This is a genomic window from Vibrio sp. 10N.222.52.C12, assembly GCF_041474215.1.
GTDB classification, from domain to species: domain Bacteria; phylum Pseudomonadota; class Gammaproteobacteria; order Enterobacterales; family Vibrionaceae; genus Vibrio; species Vibrio crassostreae_C.
The window spans coordinates 1-25053 of record NZ_JBFRTR010000017.1; the positions used below are offsets into that span (position 1 = coordinate 1).

At 44.2% G+C, this 25053-nt stretch carries 26 protein-coding genes and 1 tRNA gene; 12 read left to right on the forward strand and 15 right to left on the reverse strand.

What is annotated here, in order from left to right:
* Positions 1–154: 154 nt before the first annotated feature.
* The 3 genes from AB4623_RS03525 to AB4623_RS03535 form a co-directional block, all read right to left on the reverse strand.
* Positions 155–1408: an HD-GYP domain-containing protein gene (locus AB4623_RS03525; RefSeq protein WP_017063746.1), complete on the reverse strand. Its 1254-nt coding sequence runs from the start codon at positions 1406–1408 to the stop codon at positions 155–157.
* Between the two features lie 83 nt (positions 1409–1491).
* Positions 1492–1899: a VOC family protein gene (locus tag AB4623_RS03530; protein WP_017055297.1), complete on the reverse strand. Its 408-nt coding sequence runs from the start codon at positions 1897–1899 to the stop codon at positions 1492–1494.
* A gap of 356 nt (positions 1900–2255) precedes the next feature.
* Positions 2256–2340: transfer RNA gene (locus AB4623_RS03535), tRNA-Leu, on the reverse strand.
* Positions 2341–2534: 194 nt separating this feature from the next.
* On the opposite strand from AB4623_RS03535, the gene AB4623_RS03540 reads away from it, so the two are divergent.
* The gene (locus tag AB4623_RS03540) at positions 2535–3011 is read left to right on the forward strand and encodes an RDD family protein (protein WP_102394274.1); all 477 of its coding nucleotides are present in this window, start codon (positions 2535–2537) and stop codon (positions 3009–3011) included.
* Positions 3012–3075: 64 nt separating this feature from the next.
* Here AB4623_RS03540 and lptG read toward each other — a convergent pair whose 3' ends face one another.
* Together lptG and lptF are read right to left on the reverse strand one after the other, a co-directional pair.
* Complete coding sequence (gene lptG / locus AB4623_RS03545) at positions 3076–4146, reverse strand: LPS export ABC transporter permease LptG (protein ID WP_017058938.1); 1071 nt, start codon at positions 4144–4146, stop codon at positions 3076–3078.
* Between the two features lie 3 nt (positions 4147–4149).
* The gene (lptF, locus tag AB4623_RS03550; protein ID WP_017058937.1) at positions 4150–5250 is read right to left on the reverse strand and encodes an LPS export ABC transporter permease LptF; all 1101 of its coding nucleotides are present in this window, start codon (positions 5248–5250) and stop codon (positions 4150–4152) included.
* A 192-nt stretch (positions 5251–5442) separates the two neighbouring features.
* Here lptF and pepA point away from each other — a divergent pair, with 192 nt between their 5' ends.
* The 5 genes from pepA to AB4623_RS03575 all read left to right on the forward strand — a co-directional run bounded on the left by pepA (position 5443) and on the right by AB4623_RS03575 (position 11663).
* Complete coding sequence (gene pepA / locus AB4623_RS03555; RefSeq protein ID WP_372145769.1) at positions 5443–6963, forward strand: leucyl aminopeptidase; 1521 nt, start codon at positions 5443–5445, stop codon at positions 6961–6963.
* 99 nt (positions 6964–7062) lie between these two features.
* On the forward strand, positions 7063–7512 hold the full coding sequence (locus tag AB4623_RS03560) for a DNA polymerase III subunit chi (RefSeq protein ID WP_102333032.1): 450 nt from the start codon (positions 7063–7065) through the stop codon (positions 7510–7512).
* Positions 7513–7614: 102 nt separating this feature from the next.
* Positions 7615–10488: a valine--tRNA ligase gene (locus AB4623_RS03565; protein ID WP_017063742.1), complete on the forward strand. Its 2874-nt coding sequence runs from the start codon at positions 7615–7617 to the stop codon at positions 10486–10488.
* Between the two features lie 228 nt (positions 10489–10716).
* Positions 10717–11121, forward strand: coding sequence for a DUF2061 domain-containing protein (locus AB4623_RS03570; protein WP_017058933.1), 405 nt, complete (start codon positions 10717–10719; stop codon positions 11119–11121).
* A 47-nt stretch (positions 11122–11168) separates the two neighbouring features.
* Positions 11169–11663 carry a GNAT family N-acetyltransferase gene (locus AB4623_RS03575; RefSeq protein WP_017066666.1) on the forward strand — a complete coding sequence of 165 codons (495 nt, stop codon included), beginning with the start codon at positions 11169–11171 and terminating at the stop codon, positions 11661–11663.
* A gap of 49 nt (positions 11664–11712) precedes the next feature.
* On the opposite strand, the gene AB4623_RS03580 is transcribed toward AB4623_RS03575, so the two are convergent.
* Entirely contained in the window at positions 11713–12507 is a 795-nt protein-coding gene (locus AB4623_RS03580; protein ID WP_017058931.1) for a glycosyl hydrolase 2 galactose-binding domain-containing protein, read from the reverse strand.
* A gap of 125 nt (positions 12508–12632) precedes the next feature.
* On the reverse strand, positions 12633–13049 hold the full coding sequence (gene rraB, locus AB4623_RS03585) for a ribonuclease E inhibitor RraB (protein ID WP_017058930.1): 417 nt from the start codon (positions 13047–13049) through the stop codon (positions 12633–12635).
* 576 nt (positions 13050–13625) lie between these two features.
* Between rraB and arcA the strand changes: the two genes are divergently transcribed.
* From arcA to AB4623_RS03610, 5 genes are all read left to right on the forward strand, one after another.
* Positions 13626–14846 (forward strand): arginine deiminase, encoded by a 1221-nt coding sequence (arcA, locus tag AB4623_RS03590; RefSeq protein WP_017058929.1) that lies wholly within the window; start codon positions 13626–13628, stop codon positions 14844–14846.
* Positions 14847–15003: 157 nt separating this feature from the next.
* The gene (locus tag AB4623_RS03595; RefSeq protein WP_065584323.1) at positions 15004–16008 is read left to right on the forward strand and encodes an ornithine carbamoyltransferase; all 1005 of its coding nucleotides are present in this window, start codon (positions 15004–15006) and stop codon (positions 16006–16008) included.
* A 266-nt stretch (positions 16009–16274) separates the two neighbouring features.
* Positions 16275–17204 (forward strand): aspartate carbamoyltransferase, encoded by a 930-nt coding sequence (gene pyrB / locus AB4623_RS03600; protein WP_012604860.1) that lies wholly within the window; start codon positions 16275–16277, stop codon positions 17202–17204.
* Positions 17205–17216: 12 nt separating this feature from the next.
* On the forward strand, positions 17217–17678 hold the full coding sequence (gene pyrI / locus AB4623_RS03605; RefSeq protein ID WP_017058927.1) for an aspartate carbamoyltransferase regulatory subunit: 462 nt from the start codon (positions 17217–17219) through the stop codon (positions 17676–17678).
* Positions 17679–17814: 136 nt separating this feature from the next.
* Positions 17815–18204, forward strand: a complete 390-nt coding sequence (locus AB4623_RS03610; RefSeq protein WP_004735319.1) for a RidA family protein — start codon at positions 17815–17817, stop codon at positions 18202–18204.
* 124 nt (positions 18205–18328) lie between these two features.
* On the opposite strand, the gene AB4623_RS03615 is transcribed toward AB4623_RS03610, so the two are convergent.
* From AB4623_RS03615 to mlaF, 8 genes are all read right to left on the reverse strand, one after another.
* The gene (locus AB4623_RS03615) at positions 18329–19054 is read right to left on the reverse strand and encodes a 1-acylglycerol-3-phosphate O-acyltransferase (protein ID WP_017058926.1); all 726 of its coding nucleotides are present in this window, start codon (positions 19052–19054) and stop codon (positions 18329–18331) included.
* Positions 19055–19206: 152 nt separating this feature from the next.
* On the reverse strand, positions 19207–20472 hold the full coding sequence (gene murA, locus AB4623_RS03620) for a UDP-N-acetylglucosamine 1-carboxyvinyltransferase (protein WP_017058925.1): 1266 nt from the start codon (positions 20470–20472) through the stop codon (positions 19207–19209).
* Between the two features lie 8 nt (positions 20473–20480).
* The gene (gene ibaG, locus AB4623_RS03625; protein ID WP_017058924.1) at positions 20481–20735 is read right to left on the reverse strand and encodes a BolA family iron metabolism protein IbaG; all 255 of its coding nucleotides are present in this window, start codon (positions 20733–20735) and stop codon (positions 20481–20483) included.
* Positions 20736–20748: 13 nt separating this feature from the next.
* Positions 20749–21057 (reverse strand): lipid asymmetry maintenance protein MlaB, encoded by a 309-nt coding sequence (locus AB4623_RS03630; RefSeq protein ID WP_017058923.1) that lies wholly within the window; start codon positions 21055–21057, stop codon positions 20749–20751.
* Positions 21057–21686 carry a phospholipid-binding protein MlaC gene (locus tag AB4623_RS03635; protein ID WP_120459707.1) on the reverse strand — a complete coding sequence of 210 codons (630 nt, stop codon included), beginning with the start codon at positions 21684–21686 and terminating at the stop codon, positions 21057–21059. Before AB4623_RS03635 ends, AB4623_RS03630 begins: the two co-directional genes overlap by 1 nt.
* A gap of 52 nt (positions 21687–21738) precedes the next feature.
* Positions 21739–22230 (reverse strand): outer membrane lipid asymmetry maintenance protein MlaD, encoded by a 492-nt coding sequence (mlaD, locus tag AB4623_RS03640; protein ID WP_017058921.1) that lies wholly within the window; start codon positions 22228–22230, stop codon positions 21739–21741.
* A 2-nt stretch (positions 22231–22232) separates the two neighbouring features.
* Entirely contained in the window at positions 22233–23012 is a 780-nt protein-coding gene (gene mlaE / locus AB4623_RS03645; protein ID WP_372145771.1) for a lipid asymmetry maintenance ABC transporter permease subunit MlaE, read from the reverse strand.
* Position 23013: 1 nt separating this feature from the next.
* Positions 23014–23808, reverse strand: coding sequence for a phospholipid ABC transporter ATP-binding protein MlaF (gene mlaF, locus AB4623_RS03650; RefSeq protein ID WP_086971486.1), 795 nt, complete (start codon positions 23806–23808; stop codon positions 23014–23016).
* A 264-nt stretch (positions 23809–24072) separates the two neighbouring features.
* Between mlaF and AB4623_RS03655 the strand changes: the two genes are divergently transcribed.
* Positions 24073–25038, forward strand: a complete 966-nt coding sequence (locus AB4623_RS03655) for a calcium/sodium antiporter (protein WP_017063737.1) — start codon at positions 24073–24075, stop codon at positions 25036–25038.
* The last annotated feature ends 15 nt before the right edge of the window (positions 25039–25053 follow it).

Below are 25053 nucleotides of genomic sequence, written 5' to 3' on the forward strand. Positions count from 1 at the left end.
AGGCGGCATTATAGAGATGCCGCTCATATTGGCAAGCAATAAATGCGTTTTTTATTAAAAAAAGAGGTTAAGCGAAGACATTTCAACCAAGGGCTTATTTATACCACTTTCACCCCAAGTTTCGAACAAATTACCCACAACGACCTGTGGATAACTACTCTCCACTATCAAAAAAGTAAGATAAACGAGCCCTAGGGTTTAGATACTCTCGAACTTGTTCAGGTAATTTGCTTGGATGAACGGCATTAACGATTTTGATCTCTTTAATAAAGAGGTCAATGATCGGAGCTTGGGTTCTTGGCACGCTAGGATCATAGATAAGTACATTTGGATAAAGCATATGTTTAGCGTTAACGGATATCACAATCCCAATCGAGTCATTTGAAAGCTGTACTACAGTTCCTGGTGGATAGACTCCCATGAACTTAACTAACAGCCCCAAGTTATCTTGGCTATATAGATGCTTGCAGCTCTTATATAGGTGGGACAGTGCCAAATACGGGATCATTTGTTGAGATTGCGTTTTACCATGGCAAAGGTTATCAAATGCATTAGCCACGGCGACTATCTTGGCAAATTCATCAATCTCATGTTCTTTTAAGCCCTCGGGGTAGCCAGAACCATCATTCATCTCATGATGTTGAGCGATCACCTTTTTAGCACTTTCAGGAAAGTCATCAATTGCCGATACAATATCCGCACCGTATTTAGTATGAAGCTTCAGGTAGTTCTCTTCTGGCACCGTTAGTGCACTCTGCTTTCTTAGTATCGCGACTGGTATTTTGATCTTGCCTACATCGTGAAACAACGCTGCGAATGAGAGGTCTTTCAATTGCTGTGTGTTATAGCCTTTGGCCTTTCCTATCATCAGTGCAACAACCGAAACATTTAGAGTATGAAAGTAAATATCTTCGAAATCTGCTTTAGCATTCATAAGGTGCAAGGTGACGTTATCATCGCTCACTAGAGTTTCAACGATATCATCAACAAGAGCCTTAACCTCCCCTACCGCATCTAAAGGTCTGTTACGGATCTTGGTCATCACAGATCGCATTCGAGCAAGCGAACGTTCAAACTCTCTCTCACAATGACTCACCCTGCGGCGGTAAGAGCTAAGGGTTTCGATACGCTCATGCTTATCTTTCCACATTCTTTCCGTTTCAAGGCTTACCTGTGAATCAATATCGACTTCTTGTTCACCTACGTGATTAACAGGTAAAGGTGAGGTATCACTTTGACTCAGGTTTATATAGACGTGCTTAATCCCAAGATGTCGAATTACTTTTACTTGAGCGTCATCTTTGATTTTAAAGCTGTTGAATAAAAATGGGTGTTCATTCCATTTTACGGGGAGTCGTATATGCAGACCGGGCTGAATGCGATCTACGGTAATCTTTATGCTGCCCATTTTTATATATAATATTGATGATTAATCTCTATTTATAATTCTAATAAAACCAAGCAGCAATTTCACTATCCAATTTCACAGGCTCAACTTAAAGAGTCGCAGTGCACCATCCAGCGTATACCGAATTTATCTTCTACTTTGCCAAATCGAGCCCCCCAAAAAGTATCTGCGAGTGGAGTCATTATCCGCCCTCCCTTCTTGAGCTTTTCAAAGATTTGTTCTTGAGTCGCGGTATCTTCAGTCACAAGAGAGAGAGCGAGATTGTTGCCTTCAAGTTCTTTTGCCTTAACACCATCAGACATCATCAGCTTCATACCAAACGCTTCGAACTCAGCATGCATAACCCAATCAGGTTGAGCGCCCTCGATTACCTGTGGTGCATCACTAAAAAGCTGCTTAGATAAAACCACACCACCAAAGCACTTGTGATAAAAATCCAACGCTTCATTACAACGACCATCAAAAAACAAGTAAGGGGTTACTGTCAGCATATCTATCTCCTCTGTTAGTCCTTTAAACATAGACAATAGAAAAGAGAATGACAGGTAACATCATGATTTAAGATAATTAATTCATTATCAGATCGAATAGCGAAGGGAAATTATGAGATTTAGGAGTGAAACATCAAGATCTGTCTGATTGAAGAGCAACTGCAACGACACGCCGGATTTCAAATTCACATACGTCCAAAACATAGAAAGGTCGCTATAAAAGCGACCTTTCTATGTTTGGTACCGATAGGCGGACTGATTGGACAGGCATTCTTGCCGCCACCGCGAAGGCAACGCTTCCTATATCCCAGATACAACAAAGCCCCGACTTTCGTCGAGGCTTTGTCATTTAAATATGGTACCGGTAGGCGGACTTGAACCGCCACGCCCGAAGGCAACGGATTTTGAATCCGTCGTGTATACCAATTTCACCATACCGGCATTATCTTGGGGCATTGCCCTTTCGATGTTTGGCATTATACGTATGCGAACTGATGTGGCAAGTATAAAAACTTGAATTCATGTGTGTTTGCCGATAATTTCGCCACTAAGTCATAAGCTGTGCGTCATGTCTCTTTTCAGGCTAAGCCTTAAACTATATTCTGACGCCTCAATTTTTAAAGAAGTAATAACACATGACATCAACAAACACTCTGCCACCAGCAGGAGTCATGCGCCGATTTGGTGCCTTGTTCTACGACGCTCTGATCGTAATCGCTATTGAAATGTTGGCGGCTGGCGTCATTGTCGCTCTACTGCACGCGCTCATGGCTCTCGGCATTTTTAACCACAGCGGTTATGCCGATGTTAGTGACTTCTTAACCAACCATCCGATTTGGAGCCCTGCATATACCTTTTACTTAGTCGCCGTTTGGGTATATTTCTTCGTGTTCTTCTGGACTAGAGCTGGTCAAACTCTCGGCATGAGAGCTTGGAAGCTGCGCGTTCAAAACAAAGATGGCTCAGCGCTCACAGTAACTCAGGCGCTGATTCGTTTAGGTACTTCAGGTTTTGGACTGGCAAACCTATGTGTTCCATTCGATCCTGAAAAACGTGGCTTTCACGATATCTGGGCAAAGACCGAAGTCGTTGTGTTACCACAAGCACGATAATGTGATTTAAGTTAGCTCCAATCAAGATCAAAAAAGGAAGGCGTTATGCCTTCCTTTTTACTATTTACAGTTTCCGCCTCAAGAGCATGATGGCAATTCCAAGGAACACCACGCTCGGGGCTATTGCGCCAAAGGCGGGTGGTATTTGATAAACCAAACTCACTGGGCCAAAGAACTCACTGGATATATAGAAGGTAAAGCCAGCAATAACACCTGACAAAATCCTCGCACCCATGGTCACACTACGCAAAGGACCAAAGATAAACGACAGTGCCATCAACATCATAACCGCGATCGAAATTGGCTGGGTTATCTTTCTCCACAGCGCCAATTCATAGCGTGATGCATCTTGCTCTGACGCCTTCAGATAAGAAACATAATCATACAACCCACTTAACGATAGCTCTTCTGGTTTAACCGTTACTATCGCCAACTTATCTGGAGCTAATGACGTTTCCCAAGAGTAAGTCGGTAAACTTTCTTTAGTAATTTGAAGTTCGTTTTCAAAAGACGTGATCTCTACATCCTTCATCGTCCACACGTTGTCTCCAACGTAATCAACTTCGTCAGAATAAATAGCGGTTTTAAGTGCCTTGTTTTCATCAAAGCGCCACATGTTCATTCCATATAGCTTCTGGTCATCGATTTTGACAATGAAGATGAAGTCATTGGCATCACGAGCCCAGACACCACTTTGCGTCGAAATAATATTACCACCAGCAATCGAGATAGTTCTTAGATCACGAGCCATTTTCTGCGCTTGCGGTGCTCCCCATTGACCAAGCAATGTCACCACGATCATCAGTGGAATAGCTGTTTTAAGTACTGATAGGCCGATATCTAACTTAGAGAAACCAGCTGCCTGCATAACGACAAGCTCAGAACTTGCAGCAAGCATACCAAGCCCTATCAATGCGCCAAGCAATGCAGCCATTGGAAAGAACATTTCGATATCACGAGGGATACTCAATAAAACGAAATACAGCGCTTGTAATAGATCGTATGTACCACGGCCAACTTTTCTTAGCTGTTCTACATATTTGATGATCCCAGAGAGACCAACAAACGTCACCAATACCAGTGACGTCGTTGCGATGATGGTTCTGCCTATATATAAATCGAGAATCTTAAACACGGCTTAAGCCAACCTCTTATTCTTGAATTTTTCTTTCAAACGCCTTACTGGCACGCTATCCATAAAGTTGGCACCAATCGCGACAAATAACAATAACGCATTGATTGGCCACATGCCGATTACCGCAGGAATGCTCCCCTCTTCGATTGAAGACTTGGTTGCACTGATTGCTAAGAAATAGGTGAGATAAATCAGTATTGCTGGGCCGATTTTCGCAAAACGACCTTGCCGAGGGTTTACCGCAGACAGTGGCACGACAAGCATGGTCAACAATGGAATACAAAGTACCAAAGAAATACGCCACTGCAACTCTGCTTTCGCACTATTATTTGAGTTACCAATCAGTTCAAGCGTAGGGATCGCTTCCCAGTCTCGACCTTTCTTCTCAACTTCACGCTGACCAATCAGGCCTTCGTATTCTTCAAAGTGCGTCACCCTGTAGTCGAGGCGAGTCGGAATGCCTTCATGACGAGTACCATCGTACATTACGATCACTTGGCGACCATCACTGAGCTCTTTTACATCACCTGACTTCGAGAACATCACACTTGGCAGTACAGAATCACGCGGACGCATTTGAGCTACGAACACGTTTTCTAACTTATTACCGTCGATATCATCAATAAACACGACAGAAGAGCCATCCGGCGTACCTTCAAACTTACCTTTTGGTAGCAAATCAACGCTGTTCTCTGCAGCTACTTCTTCATACATTTGTTCAACTTTGTCTTGTGACCAAGGAGATAACCAAAATGAGTTAAAGGCTGCAACAGATGCCGTAATTAAAGCGAGGTAAAGCGCAGATTGGATCAGGAATTTATTACCGATACCGGTGGCGTTCATGACCACTATTTCACTTTCAGCGTAAAGGCGGCCAAAAGTAAGCAAAATACCAATATAGATACTGAGTGGAAGCATCAATAGGCCCATCGCTGGCATATTTAAGCCAACAATCGACAATATAAGACTCGCAGGGATATCACCATCAGAGGCATCCGCTAAAACACTGATGAATTTTTGGCTGAGAAACACGAGAAAGAGAACAAAAAAGATCGCAAATTGGCTCTTGATTGTCTCGCGGATCAAATATCTAACAATAATCACGCTCAAATTACCTATACAAAACTTGTTTTTTTGATTGAATCACTATAATTTCCCGTTGAACCTTTTATTTTTTTAAATTTTTAGCTAAGTGTTAGCGTTCTTCTTTAAGGTTAGTTCCATTATAGGATCCAACAAGTAAGAACCCATTATCTAACATTTAGTTCGATTTGTCTTCAGGATGTAGGAGTACGCATGGAGTTCAGTGTAAAAAGTGGCAGCCCAGAGAAACAACGCAGCGCATGTATCGTTGTCGGTGTATTCGAACCGCGCCGCCTTTCTCCAGTCGCCGAGCAATTAGATAAGATTAGCGATGGCTATATTAGTTCACTGCTTCGTCGCGGTGATCTAGAGGGTAAACCTGGCCAGATGCTACTACTGCATCAAGTACCTGGTGTACTTTCAGAACGTGTTCTACTGGTAGGCTGTGGTAAAGAGCGTGAGCTAGGCGAACGTCAATACAAAGAAATCATCCAAAAAACCATCAGCACACTAAACGAAACAGGTTCTATGGAAGCAGTATGTTTCCTTACAGAACTTCACGTTAAAGGTCGCGACACTTACTGGAAAGTTCGTCAAGCTGTAGAAGCAACTAAAGATGGCCTTTACACGTTTGACCAATTCAAGAGTAATAAGCCAGAGACTCGTCGCCCACTACGTAAATTGGTATTCAACGTACCTACACGTCGTGAATTGAGCCTTGGTGAGAAAGCTATTTCTCATGGCCTTGCTATTGCTTCAGGCGTGAAAGCATCGAAAGATCTAGGCAATATGCCACCGAACATCGCAAACCCTGCTTACCTTGCATCTCAAGCTCGTCGCCTAGCTGACGATTATGAAACTGTGAAGACTAAGATCATTGGCGAAGAAGAGATGGAAAAACTGGGTATGACTTCATACCTAGCAGTAGGCCGTGGCTCTAAGAACGAATCGATGATGTCTATCATGGAATACAAAGGCGCTGCGGATCCAGACGCAAAACCTATCGTCCTAGTCGGTAAAGGTCTTACTTTCGATTCAGGCGGTATCTCACTTAAGCCTGGCGAAGGCATGGATGAGATGAAGTACGATATGTGTGGTGCTGCCTCTGTATTCGGTACAATGAAAGCATTGGCGAAACTTAACCTGCCAATCAACGTTGTTGGTATTCTAGCGGGTTGTGAAAATATGCCTGGTAGCAACGCTTATCGCCCTGGTGACATCCTAACTACGATGTCTGGTCAAACCGTTGAAGTATTAAATACTGATGCAGAAGGTCGTTTGGTTTTATGTGATGCTCTAACTTACGTTGAGCGTTTTGAACCTGATTGTGTTGTCGACGTTGCGACACTAACTGGCGCATGTGTTATTGCTCTAGGTCACCACATCAGTGGCGTTCTATCAAACCACAACCCACTATCTCATGAACTTGTTAATGCTTCAGAGCAAGCAAGCGACCGAGCATGGCGTCTACCTATGGCTGACGAATACCATGAGCAGCTAAACAGCCCATTCGCTGATATGGCGAACATCGGCGGCCGTCCTGGCGGCACAATTACTGCTGGTTGCTTCCTGTCTAAATTCACTAAGAAGTACCACTGGGCACACATCGACAGTGCTGGTACGGCGTGGAAGTCAGGCGCAGCGAAAGGCTCGACAGGTCGTCCTGTCTCAATGCTTGTCCAATTCTTATTGAACCGCAGCGGCCAAGAGACTGAAGAGCCATCTTCAAAATAGTAAAAAGGGCCTACGGGCCCTTTTTTAATAACTGCTATTTGTTAGAGTCTGTAGACCAAGTAATATTGAGGTCCACAATTTTCAGTTCGAGTGTTAAGTATGCAAACTGCCACTTTTTACATAGTGCCTTCAGACAGTCCGCAAGCCCGCGAAGATGGTTTTACTCACTATGTGCTGTTTCTTGCTCAGCACTTTGCAAAACAAGGCGCTAAACTTTATCTCAACTGTAATGACAAAGAGCATGCCGAGCGTATTGCTGAAGTTTTCTGGCAAGTCGAACCCTGTGATTTTATTGCGCACAACTTGGTTGGCGAAGGCCCGAAGTATTCAACCAACATCGAAATTGGCTATCAAGGCGTAAAACATAATTGGAATCGTCAGCTAGTAATTAATCTGGCCGATAATCATACAACCTTTGCGAACGCCTTTGCTCAGGTGATAGACTTCGTCCCTTGCGAAGAAAAAGCTAAGCAACTCGCTCGAGAAAGGTATAAAATTTACCGTCAAGCTGGATATCAGCTACAAACTATCGAGATTCAACATCCATAGTCAAACCTCATAGTTAAAGCTATCTTTGGATTTAGATTCAAGAAGCTTCACTTATGAAGTTTGACCACGATTAACCATTCACAGTATCCGTTTAAGAGCACTATGGAAAAGACATACAACCCAACATCAATCGAACAAGCTCTGTATAAGACTTGGGAAGAGAAAGGCTACTTTAAGCCACACGGTGACACATCAAAAGAAGCTTACAGCATCATGATCCCGCCACCGAACGTCACTGGCAGCCTACACATGGGTCACGCGTTCCAAGATACGATCATGGATACGCTTATCCGTGCTCAACGTATGAAAGGCAAAAACACGCTTTGGCAAGTGGGTACTGACCACGCTGGTATCGCAACTCAAATGGTTGTTGAGCGTAAGATTGCTGCCGAAGAAGGCAAAACAAAACACGACTACGGCCGTGAAGCTTTCATCGACAAGATCTGGGAATGGAAAGGCGAATCAGGTGGCACGATCACTCAACAACTTCGTCGTCTTGGTGCATCTGTAGATTGGGATCGTGAACGATTCACTATGGATGACGGCCTATCGGCTGCGACTCAAGAAGTGTTTGTTCGTCTATACGAAGAAGACCTAATCTACCGTGGTAAACGTCTAGTAAACTGGGATCCTAAACTGCACACTGCAATCTCGGATCTTGAAGTTGAAAACAAAGACAAAAAAGGTTTCATGTGGCACTTCCGCTACCCGCTAGCGAACGGTGTTAAAACGGCAGATGGTAAAGACTACATCGTTGTTGCGACGACTCGTCCTGAAACCATGCTTGGCGATACTGGTGTTGCTGTTAACCCAGAAGATCCTCGTTACAAAGATCTTATCGGCAAAGAAATCCTACTTCCTGTTGTAAACCGTCTTATCCCTATCGTAGGCGATGAGCACGCAGACATGGAAAAAGGCACGGGTTGTGTGAAGATCACTCCAGCTCATGACTTTAACGATTACGAAGTGGGTAAGCGCAACAACCTACCGATGATCAACATCCTAACGTTCAATGCTGATATCCGTGATGCTGCTGAAGTCTTCACGACTAACGGCGAAGAAAGCGATGTTTACTCAACAGGTATCCCTGCTAAGTACCAAGGTATGGAGCGTTTTGCTGCACGTAAAGCTATCGTTGCTGAATTCGATGAGCTTGGTCTTCTTGAAGAGATCAAAGATCACGACCTGACTGTCCCTTACGGCGACCGTGGTGGCGTGGTTATCGAACCAATGCTGACTGACCAATGGTACGTGCGCACAGCACCTCTTGCAGAACCTGCAGTTAAAGCGGTTGAAGATGGTCAAATCCAATTCGTACCTAAGCAGTACGAAAACATGTACTTCGCGTGGATGCGTGACGTGCAAGACTGGTGTATCTCTCGTCAACTTTGGTGGGGCCACCGTATCCCAGCATGGTACGACAACGATGGTAAAGTTTACGTAGGTCGCACTGAAGAAGAAGTTCGTGAAAAGAACAACCTAGCGCCTGTTGTTGTGCTTAAGCAAGACGACGACGTACTGGATACTTGGTTCTCTTCTGCACTTTGGACGTTCGGCACACAAGGCTGGCCTGAAGATACTGAAGCACTGAAAACATTCCACCCATCTGAAGTACTAGTATCTGGTTTTGATATTATCTTCTTCTGGGTTGCTCGTATGATCATGATGACCATGCACTTCGTGAAAGACGAAGATGGCAAGGCTCAAGTACCTTTCAAAACTGTTTACATGACAGGTCTTATCCGTGATGAAAACGGCGATAAGATGTCTAAGTCGAAAGGTAACGTACTTGACCCAATCGACATGATTGACGGCATCGGCCTTGAAGAGCTAGTAGAGAAGCGTTGTGGCAACATGATGCAACCTAAACTGGCTGCTAAGATCGAAAAGAACACACGTAAAACATTCGAAAACGGTATCGAACCCTACGGTACTGACGCACTGCGTTTCACTCTTGCTGCTATGGCTTCAACTGGCCGTGACATCAACTGGGACATGAAGCGTCTTGAAGGTTACCGTAACTTCTGTAACAAGCTATGGAACGCAAGCCGTTACGTACTGATGAACACAGAAGAGCACGACTGTGGCATGTCACTGTCTGTAGAAGACCGTGCAAACATGGAATTCTCTCTAGCCGATAAGTGGATTGAGTCTCAGTTTGAAGTTGCAGCGAAAGAGTTTAATGCTCACCTAGACAACTACCGTCTAGACATGGCAGCAAACACGCTTTACGAATTCATCTGGAACCAATTCTGTGACTGGTACTTAGAGCTAACTAAACCTGTTCTTTGGAAAGGTACTGAAGCTCAACAACAAGCGACTCGTTACACGCTTATCACGGTTCTTGAGAAGACTCTGCGTCTTGCTCACCCTGTTCTTCCTTACATCACTGAATCTATCTGGCAGAGCGTTAAGCCGCTAGTAGACGGCGTTGAAGGCGAGACAATCATGACTCAAGCGCTTCCTCAGTTTAATGAAGCTAACTTCAATGCTGAGATCGTTGACGACATCGAATGGGTTAAGACTTTCATCACTGCTATCCGTAACCTACGTGCGGAATACGACATTGCACCAAGCCAAGGCTTAGAAGTAATGATCAAGGTTGCTGATGAGAAAGATGCCGCTCGTATCGAAGCGAACAAGATCGTTCTTACTTCTCTAGCTAAGCTAGACGATATTAAAGTTCTAGCTGATGGTGAAGAGACTCCTGCTTGTGCAACTAAACTGGTTGGCAAATCTGAGTTGATGATCCCAATGGCGGGTCTTATCGACAAAGATGCAGAGCTTGCTCGTCTAGATAAAGAAGTCGCTAAGACTCACGGCGAGATTAAACGTATCGAAGGTAAGCTAGGTAACGAAGGTTTCGTTGCTAAAGCACCAGAAGCAGTTATCGCGAAAGAGCGTGAAAAGCTTGAAGGCTACAAGGAAACTCTTGTTAAGCTTGAAGAGCAAAAAGCGACAATCGCTGCGCTTTAAAACCGAGTGAACGAGAAGGCTTCAAACTTCTCGGTCTAAATAGAAAGGTTGGTCTTGGTGACCAGCCTTTTTTTATGTCCCTGATTCCAATATTCCAATGCTTCTCACTCTAGCCGCACTGATTGATAGGTTTCATCTATCAAATTAATCTCTACTTCCCATTATACTTAATGATAATAATTCTCAATAATAGACCTATCAAAACAACACAACGACTGAGTAATTATCATGAAAAAGACACTAACCTTTGCTGCATTACATTTTACTATCGCATTTAGTGTCGCTTATGTACTAACAGGCGACATCTTAATTGGTAGCTTAATCGCTATGATTGAGCCCTCTGTGAATACTGTTGCCTTCTATTTTCATGAAAAGGCGTGGGCTCAAGTTCCAGCTCTTAAAGCTCGCCAGTGGATGACCAAATTAAAAACAGCAAGCTTTGCTACCATCCACTTTAGTGTTGCCTTTACCGTTGTCTACTTGTTGACTGGAGATGCTTTCATAGGCGGCGTGATGGCTTTGCTAGAGCCAACTTTAAATACCGTTGCTTACTACTTCCACGAGAAAGTCTGGTTACGTAAATCAGGCGACCAAATGGCACAACAACAATTCTGTTTGCACCAACATGCTTAGTCACCATATATTGGGTCACATATTAGTGACCCTTTCATAGGCAGATCATGGAACAAATTGCTGAGTTCACCCTTAGACCCATTACACCGCAAGACAACCCAAGCATCGCACAAATCATTCGCCAAGTTTCGGCTGAGCATGGACTCACAGAAGATAAAGGTTATGGCGTGGCCGATCCAACACTCGACGATATGTACTCTGTCTATAGCCAAGCGAATGCAATGTACTGGGTTATCGAACACAACGGAAAGATCGTCGGAGGCGGTGGCTTTGCCCCTCTAGCAGGTAAACCCAATGTGTGTGAGCTACAAAAGATGTACTTCTTACCGCAAACTCGAGGGCATGGCCTAGCCAAGCGAATTGTCGCTTTGAGCTTAAAGCAAGCCAAGCAACTTGGGTATCAACACATGTATTTAGAAACGACGAAGTGCTTGGGTGCTGCGGTCAAACTCTATGAGAAGCTTGGGTTTGAGCATCTTGAGTCAGCTTGGGGAGAAACAGGCCACGACGCTTGTGAGGTTGTCATGGCCAAGTCGTTATAAGCAGAATGCGCCGCTATAGCGAAAGAAGATAACGCTAAAATATACGGAGTTAACGTAGAAAGTTACTGACGCAAGAAGTTGGGTTCAAGGCAACAAAAGAACTCTCTTCTTGCCCATCAAGTACCACTTCTAATGGGTATAGATACTTGGGGTTAGGATTCTCAATATCAAAAATGATAGGAGCTTCGACCTGGAACACGACGCCAGTATGTTCAGCGCGTACATCAATCGGCATCACGAGAGTCATACCATTAAACTTGATGGATGCCGATACTAACCCCGCCTTTAGCGTTTGATAGATAACATCCACTTTAAACTCACAGCCACCACCGTGGTGCCAGATCTGCTCTGTGACAACTTGCTCTAGCTTGACGTTTCGAACGAACTGCAGGTATGGCGCTTGCCAAATCCCGATGCGTGAATCAGATTTAGCGATAGCCTGTGAAGATACAGAGTCATCCATGTCTTCTTCAAGCAATAGGCTCTCCTCTTCTTCAAGGAAAAGGATCTCGAAACGGTTTCGGCCGGACTGCATATAAGGACGGATATCTTTACGGTATTCAGCTTGGCTACCATCACAATCAAAAACAGCCACACCATTAAGTCGAACTTCAGCAAAATAATCGACTCCAGCCATCACTAACTCAACAAATGGACACGCTAACATAGCGTCATCCACTTCGATGTCGTGCATCAGGTGCCACTCTTGCTCTGCAATTTGACTTTCACTCAAGCTATCAGGGAGCTTTGAGCTTAACGGAGCCGGAAAGGTGATGTCATCTTGTGGGATAGAGAGATCCGTCAGTGGCGAAATTTGCCAAAGACCATCGAGAAGCAACCGCATATCATTCCTTGAGCTAGATCAATTTTGACCGCATTATAATGAATGAATGCATATAAAGACATTTATTTTTCTGAGGGTAAAAAAATGCCAGCTCGAGGCTGGCATTTTTTAAAATTGGGAAAGAATTACTCTTCGCCTTCATCATCTTCGTCTGGGTAGATAGCATCTTCACCTTCGTAGTAAGTGCCCCAACCGTCGTAGATAATGTCAAACTTCTCTGCAAGGTTTACAAGCTTCTCAACTTGCTCATCAATCGCTTCTGCATTCAGAGTACATTGCATCGTTGCATCACAACAAAGTAGCTTATTGCCATCTTCGTCTTCTGTCTCTTCAGCTTCAAGCACTTCAAAGCCCATTTTGAATGCTTCAACAACCGCTTTCTCAAGCACATCGAAATCTTCAGCAAATAGGTGATGCTCGATATCGTATAGAGCTTCAGGATCGCTACCATCTTCAATTAATGCTGTAATGATGTCGCGAGTCTCTTCCTTTTGAAATTCAATTAATTCCGCTACTGATAGATATTCATCTTCGTGAGACATGTGTCTGCTCCAGAGTGTTGACTATGAAAAGATCAAATTTGATTGCCACGAAATATGGCACGGATCGTCCAGAAAAGCCACCCAGATCAGGCCTAGAAAGGTAAGTTTATCGCGAGATCGCAGCGCCAATATCAATTCAAAAGTGAAATCAAAATCACAGAAACAAATTTTCAACATTTTATTAACTACGCCGTATTTTAGCATTTCGTTTTTGTGGCCACTTTAGGGCTTATTGAATAAAACTTGCGTGATTAGTCACGTTAGGTGCATACGCTAAACCGCTTTTGGGGTGCATAAATCCTCAGCTTGTTATCAAAAAGTGCATAATAGTGAATAAAAAATCACGATTAATAAGCAAAATTCAATTTTAACAAGCCACGAATTGAGCATAGATCCTCAAAAACGTTGTTCCGTTCGATAGCCAGTTAGTTGGAATTTAATCTGTATAAACTTAAAAATCACAGGTTTTATGACCAATTATTACCCAAATACCTTGTATTAACTCAATCTACAAAACTTGCATATTACGGACAAGCTTGTCATAAATAGACGCTGGATTAATAGTAAGGATGCAAAATGAGTAAGCTGTACGTTGGCTCCGAAGTCGGTCAATTGAGACGAGTTCTCCTAAATAGACCTGAAAGAGCACTCACCCACCTCACCCCTTCAAACTGTCATGAGCTTCTATTTGATGATGTACTTGCCGTTGAAGCCGCTGGTGAAGAACATGATGCCTTTGCAGAAACGCTGCGCAGCCAAGACGTAGAAGTACTACTGCTGCATGACCTGCTAGTAGAAACGCTTGCCGTATCTCAGGCTCGTGAGTGGTTGCTGAATACTCAAATCTCAGATTTCCGTTATGGGCCGACTTTCGCCCGTGACTTAAGAAACTACCTTGCTCAAATGGATAATGAGCATCTAGCAACGATCTTACTCGGTGGCTTGGCCTACTCTGAGCTTCCTATCAAATCATCATCGATGCTGCCTAAAATGCATCGACCACTCGATTTCGTTATCGAGCCACTGCCTAACCACCTATTTACGCGAGATACTTCTTGCTGGGTTTATGGCGGTGTATCGCTTAACCCGATGATGAAGCCTGCACGTCAACGTGAAACGAACCACCTGCGTGCTATCTACCGCTGGCACCCAGTGTTCGCAGGCCAAGATTTCATTAAGTACTTTGGTGATGAAGACCTTCACTACGACAACGCTAACATTGAAGGCGGTGACGTACTGGTTATCGGTAAAGGTGCGGTACTGGTTGGTATTTCAGAGCGTACTAAACCACAAGGTGTCGAAAACCTAGCGGCTAGCTTATTTAGATCAGGCCAAGCTACCGAAGTGATTGCGATCGATCTACCAAAACACCGCTCTTGTATGCACCTTGATACGGTGATGACACACATGGATATCGACACGTTCTCTGTCTATCCAGAGATCGTGCGTAAAGACCTCGACACTTGGCGCTTAACGCCAAAAGAAAATGGCGAAATGCGTGTCGAGAAAGCTGAAAACTACCTGTCAGCGATTGAAGGCGCGCTAGGCCTTGATCAACTGAAGATCATCACAACCGGCGGTGATAACTACGAAGCTGAGCGTGAACAGTGGAATGACGCAAACAACGTACTGACAGTGAAACCAGGTACCGTGATTGGTTATGAACGTAATGTTTACACCAATGAGAAATACGACAAAGCGGGTATCGAAGTTCTAACGATTCCTGGCAACGAGCTAGGCCGTGGTCGTGGCGGCGCGCGCTGTATGAGTTGCCCTATCGAAAGAGATGGTATCTAAGTCAAAGAGCTCAGTTAAACAGACTCAATAATCTTATCTAGGCCAGTATTCATTTACTGGCCTTTTTTATCAAATTAATAAAATAAATATTCACAAATATAGCATTTTTATGTTTAACTAAGTTCTTCATTGATTCTATATACGCAAGGAGCGAGAGATGGCCTTTAATCTTCGCAATCGTAACTTTCTAAAACTTCTCGACTTTACTCCTAAAGAGATTCAGTTTTTACTCGACCTGTCTGCTGACCTAAAAAAAGCTAAGTATGCAGGCACTGAGCAGAAGAAACTCAACGGCAAAAACATTGCTTTGATCTTCGAGAAAGCATCAACTCGAACACGATGTGCGTTTGAAGTGGCCGCCTTTGATCAAGGTGCTCAAGTCTCTTACCTTGGCCCTTCTGGTTCTCAGATTGGTCAAAAAGAATCAATGAAAGATACGGCGCGTGTATTGGGACGCATGTACGATGGCATTGAATATCGTGGCTTTGGCCAAAGTATCGTTGAAGACTTAGGCGCTTATGCGGGCGTGCCGGTTTGGAATGGTTTAACCGATGAGTTCCACCCTACTCAGATTTTGGCTGATTTCCTCACTATGCTTGAGCATGGCCGCGGGAAGCATCTACACCAAATCAGCTTTGCTTATCTAGGCGATGCACGCAATAACATGGGTAACTCTCTGTTAGTCGGAGCCGCGAAGATGGGCATGGATATTCGCCTTGTCGCGCCAAAAGCCTTTTGGCCAGAAGAGCAGCTTGTTGAAGAGTGCCAAACCATTGCGCAAAACACTGGCGCAAAAATCACGTTAACTGAAGACGTTGCTGAAGGCGTGAAAGGTTGTGATTACCTATACACCGATGTTTGGGTTTCGATGGGCGAAGCCCCTGAAGCTTGGGACGAACGTGTGGCGGTAATGAAACCATACCAAGTGAATATGGATGTCATTAAGCTAACTGGTAACCCTCAAGTGAAGTTCATGCACTGCCTACCCGCTTTCCATAACAATGAAACCGTGATCGGCCAGCAAGTCGCAGATAAGTATGGAATGAACGGTTTAGAAGTTACTGATGAAGTCTTTGAATCGGATTACTCAATTGTGTTTGATGAAGCTGAAAATCGCATGCATACCATCAAAGCGGTGATGGTTGCGACACTGGGTCAATAGCGAATACTGAAAGTAAACAAAAGCTTGATGTAATCGCTTGCGCTCACAAATTGAAAGCGTATAATTCTCGGCAATTTGTCTGAGAGTAGTGAAAATGACGCCAACCAATATTGTGATAACACATAGTAATATTGTGAAAACACCAAATATTGCTCGTAAGCTAAGATGCTTACCAGGCCGTCTATTCTGCTTTTCAGCACTTTTTTAAAGCCTCCCATTATGGGGGGCTTTTTTATGGCCAATACATTATTGTGGGGAAGAAGATCATGGCGAATTCGCTCTATCAAAAGCACATCATCTCAATTCCAGAGCTTTCTCGTGAAGAGCTAGAATTAATTGTTCAAACGGCAGGTCAGCTAAAGGCTGAGCCAAACCCAGAACTCATCAAGAACAAAGTTGTTGCCAGCTGCTTCTTCGAACCTTCTACGCGAACTCGTCTCTCTTTTGAAACTGCGATTCAACGCATCGGTGGTGATGTGATTGGTTTCGACAGTGGTGGTAACACTTCTTTGGCAAAGAAAGGCGAAACGCTAGCGGACTCGGTACAGGTTATCTCTTCATACGTTGACGCTTACGTGATGCGTCACCCTCAAGAAGGCGCAGCGCGTCTGGCTTCTGAGTTCTCAAACGGTGTACCTGTTATTAACGCAGGTGACGGCGCAAACCAACACCCAACACAAACGTTACTAGACCTATTCTCTATCGCTGAGACACAAGGCCGCCTCGACAACCTAAACGTTGCATTCGTTGGTGACCTTAAGTACGGCCGTACGGTTCACTCATTGACTCAAGCACTAGCGAAGTTCGACAACATCTGTTTCTACTTCGTGGCTCCAGAAGCTCTAGCGATGCCAGACTACATTTGCGAAGAGCTTGATGAAGCGGGCATCAAGTACCAACTATTGACGGACATGGAAGATGTGATTCCTGAGCTCGATGTCTTGTACATGACTCGAGTTCAAAAAGAGCGCTTCGATGAGTCAGAATACGCGCACATAAAATCCGCATACATCCTGACCGCTTCGATGCTGGAAAATGCACGCGATAACCTGAAGGTTCTGCACCCTCTTCCTCGCGTTGATGAAATTACTGTCGATGTCGATAAAACACCTTACGCTTACTACTTCCAGCAAGCAGAGAATGGTGTTTACGCCCGTGAAGCATTGCTAGCCCTTGTTCTTAACGAAACGCTGTAGAGGAGAGATATAATGTCTAAAGAGACTCAATTAAAAGTTGAAGCAATCAGAAACGGTACTGTTATCGACCATATCCCAGCCAATATCGGGATCAAGGTTCTAAAACTGTTCGACATGCACAATTCTCATCAGCGCGTGACGATTGGCCTGAATCTACCGTCTTCTGCACTAGGCGGAAAAGACCTGCTCAAGATTGAGAATGTGTTTATCACAGAAGAACAGGCGAGCAAGCTGGCACTTTATGCGCCTCACGCAACAGTGAATCAAATCGAAGATTACGAAGTGGTTAAGAAACTACCACTAGAACTTCCTGAGCAAATCAACGATGTGTTCGAGTGTCCAAACACCAACTGTATTACTCACAATGAACCGGTTGAAAGTAGCTTTAAGATCTTTGAAAAGAAAGAAGATATTCGATTGAAGTGTAAGTATTGCGAAAAAGTCTTCTCTCGCGAGATCGTAACAGAAAGATAACGTCATACGGCAAAGCAGACCGAATGTAAAAACTATCAGATACCTCGCCTGTGCGGGGTATTTTGCGCTTTACCTATCCAAAGTTTGAAGGCACACTGAAAATTGATTTTTATCTAATAACTGATGGAATAAACCAATGACTAAAGTACTTCACACAGAATCTGCTCCAGCTGCAATCGGCCCATACGTACAAGGCGTTGACCTTGGCAACATGGTACTGACTTCTGGTCAAATCCCAGTAAATCCAGCAACTGGTGAAGTATCTGCTGATATCGCAGAGCAAGCTCGCCAATCTCTAGACAACGTTCAAGCGGTTGTTGAAGCTTCAGGCCTGACTGTAAAAGACATCGTAAAACTAACGGTATTCGTTAAAGACCTAAACGACTTCGGCACAGTAAACGAGGTTTACGGCAAATTCTTCGATGAGCACGGCGTTGCAAACTACCCTGCACGTTCATGTGTTGAAGTAGCTCGTCTACCAAAAGATGTAGGTATCGAGATCGAAGCTATTGCGGTTCGCAAATAGCTTTTAATCTCTAGATTAAACACCTTCGGATAAACGACTTAGCGTAATGCTGAGTGTTTATTAGATACAAAAAAGGTTGCCCCGTTGGCAACCTTTTTTATTGTTCATCGTTTCGCTTAGATAATTACTTTTTATTAAGCTCAACCACTTCTTTGTCTAACTCTTCAAGTTTCGCAGCCATCTGCTCACGAGCTAGGTTAGCCAGTTCACGAACATTAGACTTGTCGTAGCCTTCAGTGCTGATTGGTGGCAGCATTTCAACAATCACGTGACCATTGTTCCAACGGTTTAGCTTCACGCCACCGGTTGAGCTACACACGATAGGGATGATAGGCAAGCCAGCACCAATCGCAGCATGGAATGCACCTGTTTTGAATGGCAGCAGACCACGGCCACGAGAACGAGTGCCTTCAGGGAACATCCAAACTGAAACATCGCTCTCTTTTAGACTCGTCACGACCTGATCAATCGTACCTACCGCTTTGCTACGGTTAGCACGGTCAATTAGGATGTTACCCGTCAACCAGTAAAGCTGACCAAATAGAGGCATCCACACTAGGCTTTTCTTACCAACAGTTACCACTTTTGGCGTTACCGCTGATGAAATCGTGAATAGATCCCAGCTGTTTTGGTGGTTCGCCACATAAACATGTTGGCCGCGAGAGTAGGCATCTTCTGGGATGCGAAGCTCTAACTTCATGCCGAAGATCTTCGACATGCGACCGAAATAACGGCCAAAGGTAAATACGTGTTTCGGGTTGCGTGGACTTAATAGGCAGTAACCACAACCAAATACAAACATAAGAATCGCAAATATCGCCACTGCGAAAATACGTAATATTGCTATCATTTTGTTCCTCACCGACCGCCAAGTTGATTCATCTATTCGCGCAAAAATGAGCAATAGATTTACTCGCGGTAAATACAACTATAAAAAAGCCGAAACCAAGGTTCCGACTTTTATGTTTTCATCTTACTGATTCATGAATCCACTAACCTAGGTTAGTTCGACTCACTAAATCGTGTAATGTTTGCGCCTAAGGCTGACAATTTATCTTCAATCTTATCGTAGCCACGATCGATGTGATAAATACGGTCAACGATGGTTTCACCTTGAGCAATACAGCCAGCAATAACAAGGCTCGCAGATGCGCGAAGGTCCGTTGCCATTACTTGAGCGCCGCTCAGTTTTTCCGTTTCACCACAGATAGCCGTGTTACCTTCGATTTCCGCTTTTGCACCCATTCGCTGTAACTCAGGAATGTGCATAAAACGGTTTTCAAAGATAGTCTCAGTGATAACACCACTGCCCTTCGCCATCATGTTAAGCAGAGTAAACTGTGCTTGCATGTCGGTTGGGAAACCAGGGTGAGGTGCCGTTACGATTTTCACCGCTTTCAGTTCACGACCCGTCATATCAAGACTGATCCAGTCTTCGCCCGTTTCAACCTTCGCACCCGCTTCTTCAAGCTTCGCTAAGGCAGCTTCAAGAAGATGAGCGTTGGTGTTGCGACAAACCACTTTACCGCCAGAAACAGCAGCAGCAACCAGGAAAGTACCTGTTTCAATACGGTCAGCAACCACAGAGTGTTGGCCACCACCAAGACGTTCAACGCCTTCGATAGTAATCGTATCTGTACCTGCGCCAGAAATTTTAGCACCCAGTTTGTTTAGGAAGTCAGCCGTATCAACAATCTCAGGCTCACGCGCTGAGTTATCGAGTACTGTTGTTCCTTCCGCTAGCGTTGCTGCACACATGATAGTAATGGTGGCACCCACACTTACTTTATCCATCACGATGTGCGCGCCTTTCAGACGGCCATCAACACTTGCTTTCACATAGCCATCTTCCAACTTAATGGTCGCACCTAGTTGCTCTAGGCCGTGGATATGCAGATCAACAGGTCGAGCACCAATTGCACAACCGCCTGGAAGTGACACTTGGCCTTCACCAAAACGAGCGACTAGAGGACCTAAAGCCCAGATAGAAGCACGCATTGTTTTCACTAAATCGTAAGGCGCACAAAATTCATTAATTTCGCTGCCATCAACATGAACACTACCATTACGCGATACTTTTGCGCCTAAACGCTTAAGCAGTTCCATCGTAGTATCGATGTCACGTAGGTGAGGAACGTTACTTACTTCCACTGGCTCTTCAGCAAGAATTGAAGCAAATAAGATAGGTAGCGCTGCATTTTTTGCGCCTGAGATCGTCACTTCACCGCTTAGCGGCTTATCCGATCCAATAACTCGAAACTTTTCCATCATAAACCTTAAAGTGACATCAGTTTCTTATCACGTTCCCACTCTTCCGGCGTGAAAGCCTTAATAGAAAGAGCATGGATGTCATTGCGTTGAATGTATTCCATTAGTGGGCCGTAGATTAGTTGCTGCTTCTTAACTCGATTCATGCCGTCAAAACATGGATCAACCGCAACAACTTCGTAATGACTGCCTTCCCCTTTCACGAAAATTTCCTGAAGGTTCAGTGCTTCTGCTAATAATTCTTGTACTTTTGTGCTGTCCACAAATAGCTCCTGCCTAATTTTTTATGTGTTCTGCCATCATTGGCTGGATATTGCTCAATTGGAACAACGTTCGTAATTGTTCTGGCACGAAACTGAGCATTATATGACAGTTTTGATTTTTTGCATGCTCTAATAAGTGAATTAGCATCACCATTCCTGCTGAATCGACTCGATTTATATGGCTAAGGTCAATTTCAACGCTCGATTCCGTCGTTTGCCACTTTTCCAATATACGCCAGATTGCAGGGACACTGTCTCGGTCTAAATCACCGAACAGTTGATACTCTTTAGAGCTTAGTGCTTGCCATTGAGAATGGCTCATTATTTGTTACTCTCAAAACGAATCGGTTGTGCGGCTAATTTCTCTAGTTCGTCTGCAACTTGTAAGATGCCTTCTTGACGAATCTTAGTATTCCACTCCGATTGCTTGCTCGACAACAAGCTAATACCTTCGGCAACCATATCAAATGCTTTCCACTCGCCAGATTTCTTGTCTTTGCGAAGCTTAAATTCAAGCTTAATGTTTGGTCGCGGCGTATCGATGATGTCGACCTTGATACTGGTAATGCGGCTATCCGCTTTGATTTTTGGTTCTGGACCAAATTCAATCGTCTGATCTGTGTATTGAGTCAGCACTTGGGCATAAGAAGAAACAAGGTATTTACGGAATGAATCGATAAACACGCCCACGTCTTTTCTATCCGCGCCTTTCAAGTTTGGTCCAAGTAACTTAAGAGCTGCATATTGTGCATTCACATAAGGCATCAACTCTTCTTCCACGATGACCTTCAATAACTCTGGATCTTGGTGGATGTTGTCTTGTTCACTCTTCAAACGCTCAAATGCCACTTCGGCAACTTGAGTCATCATCTGGTAAGGCTGAGTACGGTCAATCGATTCTGCAGCAAAGGCTTGGGTAGAAATAAGCAACGCCATTGCCGCCATAAACATTGATTTCAAGTAACCAATAGCTTTTAAATAACTAATAGTTTTCAACATTATCTTATTCCTTAGCTTCGCTGTCATTAGAACCACCAACGCTATACAGCACTTGGCCAATCAAATCTTCTAGTACCAATGCTGACTTAGTGTCTTCAATTGAATCACCATCGACCAACATCTCTTCATCATCAAAAATGAAGCCTGGAACCAGACTAATGTACTGCTCACCAATTAAGCCAGATGTTAAAATTTGAGCACTAGAGGTATCTGGAAATTGTGAGTACTTCCCGTCAATAGACAGTTCAACGACAGGAAGGTAGCTCTCGGTATCAAGCTCAATGCTTTTAACTCGTCCAACAACGACGCCACCCACTTTCACTGGAGAACGAACTTTTAGGCTGCCAATGTTGTCAAAGGTCGCTTTTAGATTGTAAGTATGGTTCGAACCTATGCCTTTTACGTCAGCGACTTGAAAGATCATGATTAAGATTGCGCAAATTCCGGCAATAACAAAGGTGCCGACCCATAATTCTAATTTTCGAGTTTGTTGCATGATTAATTCCCAAACATCAATGCGGTAAGAACAAAATCTAGCCCTAGTACCGCTAGAGAAGAGTGCACTACAGTGCGTGTGGTTGCCTGACTGATACCTTCTGAAGTCGGTACTGCGTCATAACCATTGAAAAGTGCGATCCAAGTTACGGTGATAGCGAAGACCATACATTTGATCATGCTGTTACCAATATCTCGACCAAGTTCTACTGAAGACTGCATCGCAGACCAGAAACTGCCGTGATCAATGCCTTTCCAATCAACACCAACCAGTTGACCGCCCCAAATACCTACCGCCATAAAGATCATAGCAAGCAATGGCATTGAGATAAGCCCGGCCCAAAGACGTGGTGCAATAATGCGTTTAAGAGGGTCAACGGCCATCATCTCAAGGCTTGAGATCTGCTCTGTTGCCTTCATTAAACCAATCTCTGCCGTGAGTGCTGAACCAGCTCGACCTGCAAATAATAACGCAGTCACCACAGGCCCCAACTCACGCAACAGTGAAAGTGCGACCATTTGACCAAGGTTTCCCTCAGCGCCGTAGTCAATTAACACGATATAGCCCTGCAGGCTGAGCACCATGCCGATAAACAGACCCGAAACTAAAATAATAGCCAATGACTGAACGCCAACGCTATAAAGTTGTTTTACTAATAAGGGGAAGTTTTTTAGTCGCGGGATGCCAAACAAAGCCCCAAATAACATCAGGCTTGCTCGACCAAATGACTCACAGATCGCAAGTGTACGCTTACCGACACCCGCAATAGTTTTAACAATCATATTAAAACAAATCCTTTTCTAAGCTCTTTGCAGGGAATCTAAATGGTACTGGACCATCGGCTTCGCCTTGCAAAAATTGCTGCACTCTCGGATCGCTATTGTTGTACAACTCATCAGGTGTTCCAGCAGCAATGATCTTGCTATCTGCCATGAGGTAAACCCAATCAGCAATACTCATCACCTCAGGCACATCGTGAGAAACGACAATCGAGGTTAAGCCCAAGGCTTGATTGAGGTTTCGGATCAATTCAACCAATACGCCCATAGTGATTGGGTCTTGGCCAACAAACGGCTCATCGTACATGATAAGTTCTGGATCCAGCGCGATCGCACGAGCTAACGCTGCTCGTCTCGCCATACCGCCGGACAACTCACTCGGCATTAATTGCGCAGCCCCTCGTAATCCTACCGCTTCAAGCTTAAGTAATACGATGGTACGAATGAATTTTTCATTAAGTTCAGTGTGCTCTCGCAGTGGAAACGCCACATTATCAAAGACATTGAGATCCGTAAAAAGCGCACCCGATTGAAATAGCATGCTCATTTTCTTACGTGCTTGATACAGCTTTCGACGTGATAATGCAGGGATGTTGTCGCCATCAAACCAAATTTCGCCTTCATCTGGCGGCAGTTGCCCACCGATCAAACGCAGTAAAGTCGTTTTGCCGATCCCAGACGGCCCCATGATGGCGGTTATCTTGCCTTGAGGCACCTCTAAACTGATGTCATCAAAGATCACGCGCTCACCGCGTGAGAAGCTGAGGTTCTTAACTTTCACAAGCTCAGTGTTCAACATATTTTTGTTGTTTCCTTGCTTTAAAAAACGCCAATTATGGCTGCAATAATAATGAGTCTACTTTAGAATTAAAAGCACTGTTCAATTAATTCATATTAAACAGGAATCTATGCAGGGATTTGAAAGCATTAGGAAATTATCTATTGAGCTCTCTTTCTTGCCTGCTAACTGGTAATTAATTTGCCGAGTGACTTCCCTTTTATCTAGCAACAGGTCAAAATTAGCGGTTAATTCTCCGTTTTTATTAATTTTTTAGGAATCATCATGCTTGAAGCGATTGCGTTTCTTATTATCGGTCTAGGTTTTTTGGTGTGGAGTGCAGATAAGCTGGTTTACGGTGCCGCTGCTCTTGCTCGCAACTTCGGTATTTCACCACTAGTTATCGGTATGACGATCTTAGCAATGGGGTCTTCGGCTCCTGAAATGATGGTTTCTGCGACAGCAGCCCTTGATGGCAAAACAGATACAGCTGTAGGCAACGTACTGGGCTCTAACATCGCCAACATCGCGCTGATTTTAGGTATTACAGCCCTTATCAAGCCGTTATCGATTAGCTCAGGCGTGATTCGTCGTGAACTACCATTAATGATCGGTGTCACTCTGCTAGCGGGCGCCCTATTGTGGGATAACCATTTAGGCTTCTATGAAGGCGTGTTGTTGTTTGTTCTTTTTGCCGCGTTTTTGTTTGCTATGTTGCAAATCAGCCGCAGCGAGAAAAAGAACGGCGATGCTTTCCTTGATGAGCAAGAATCAGAGATCCCTGAAGGCGTAAGTAACCCTAAGGCTGCAATGTGGGTCGTGATTGGTCTAATCGTCCTACCTTTAGCTGCTGATATGCTGGTAGATAACGCTGTGATCATCGCGAAGTTCTTCGGCATGAGCGACCTTGTCATTGGTTTAACCATCATTGCTGTTGGTACTAGCCTTCCTGAACTTGCAGCATCACTAGCCGGCGTTATGAAGGGTGAAGATGATATGGCTGTAGGTAATATCATTGGTTCAAACGTATTCAACATCCTTGCTGTTATGGGTATCCCGGGCATCCTAAACCCTTCGATCTTGAGCGAGTTCGCTATGGGTCGTGACTTCTGGGTAATGCTAGGCGTATCGCTACTACTTGTTGTGATGGCACTAGGAAAATCTCGTAGTGTGAATCGTATTGAAGGCGGCGTGTTAATTGTGACGTTCGTGGCCTACCAAAGTTACCTATTAATGAACATGTCGGCTTAATTGTTGATTTAACTT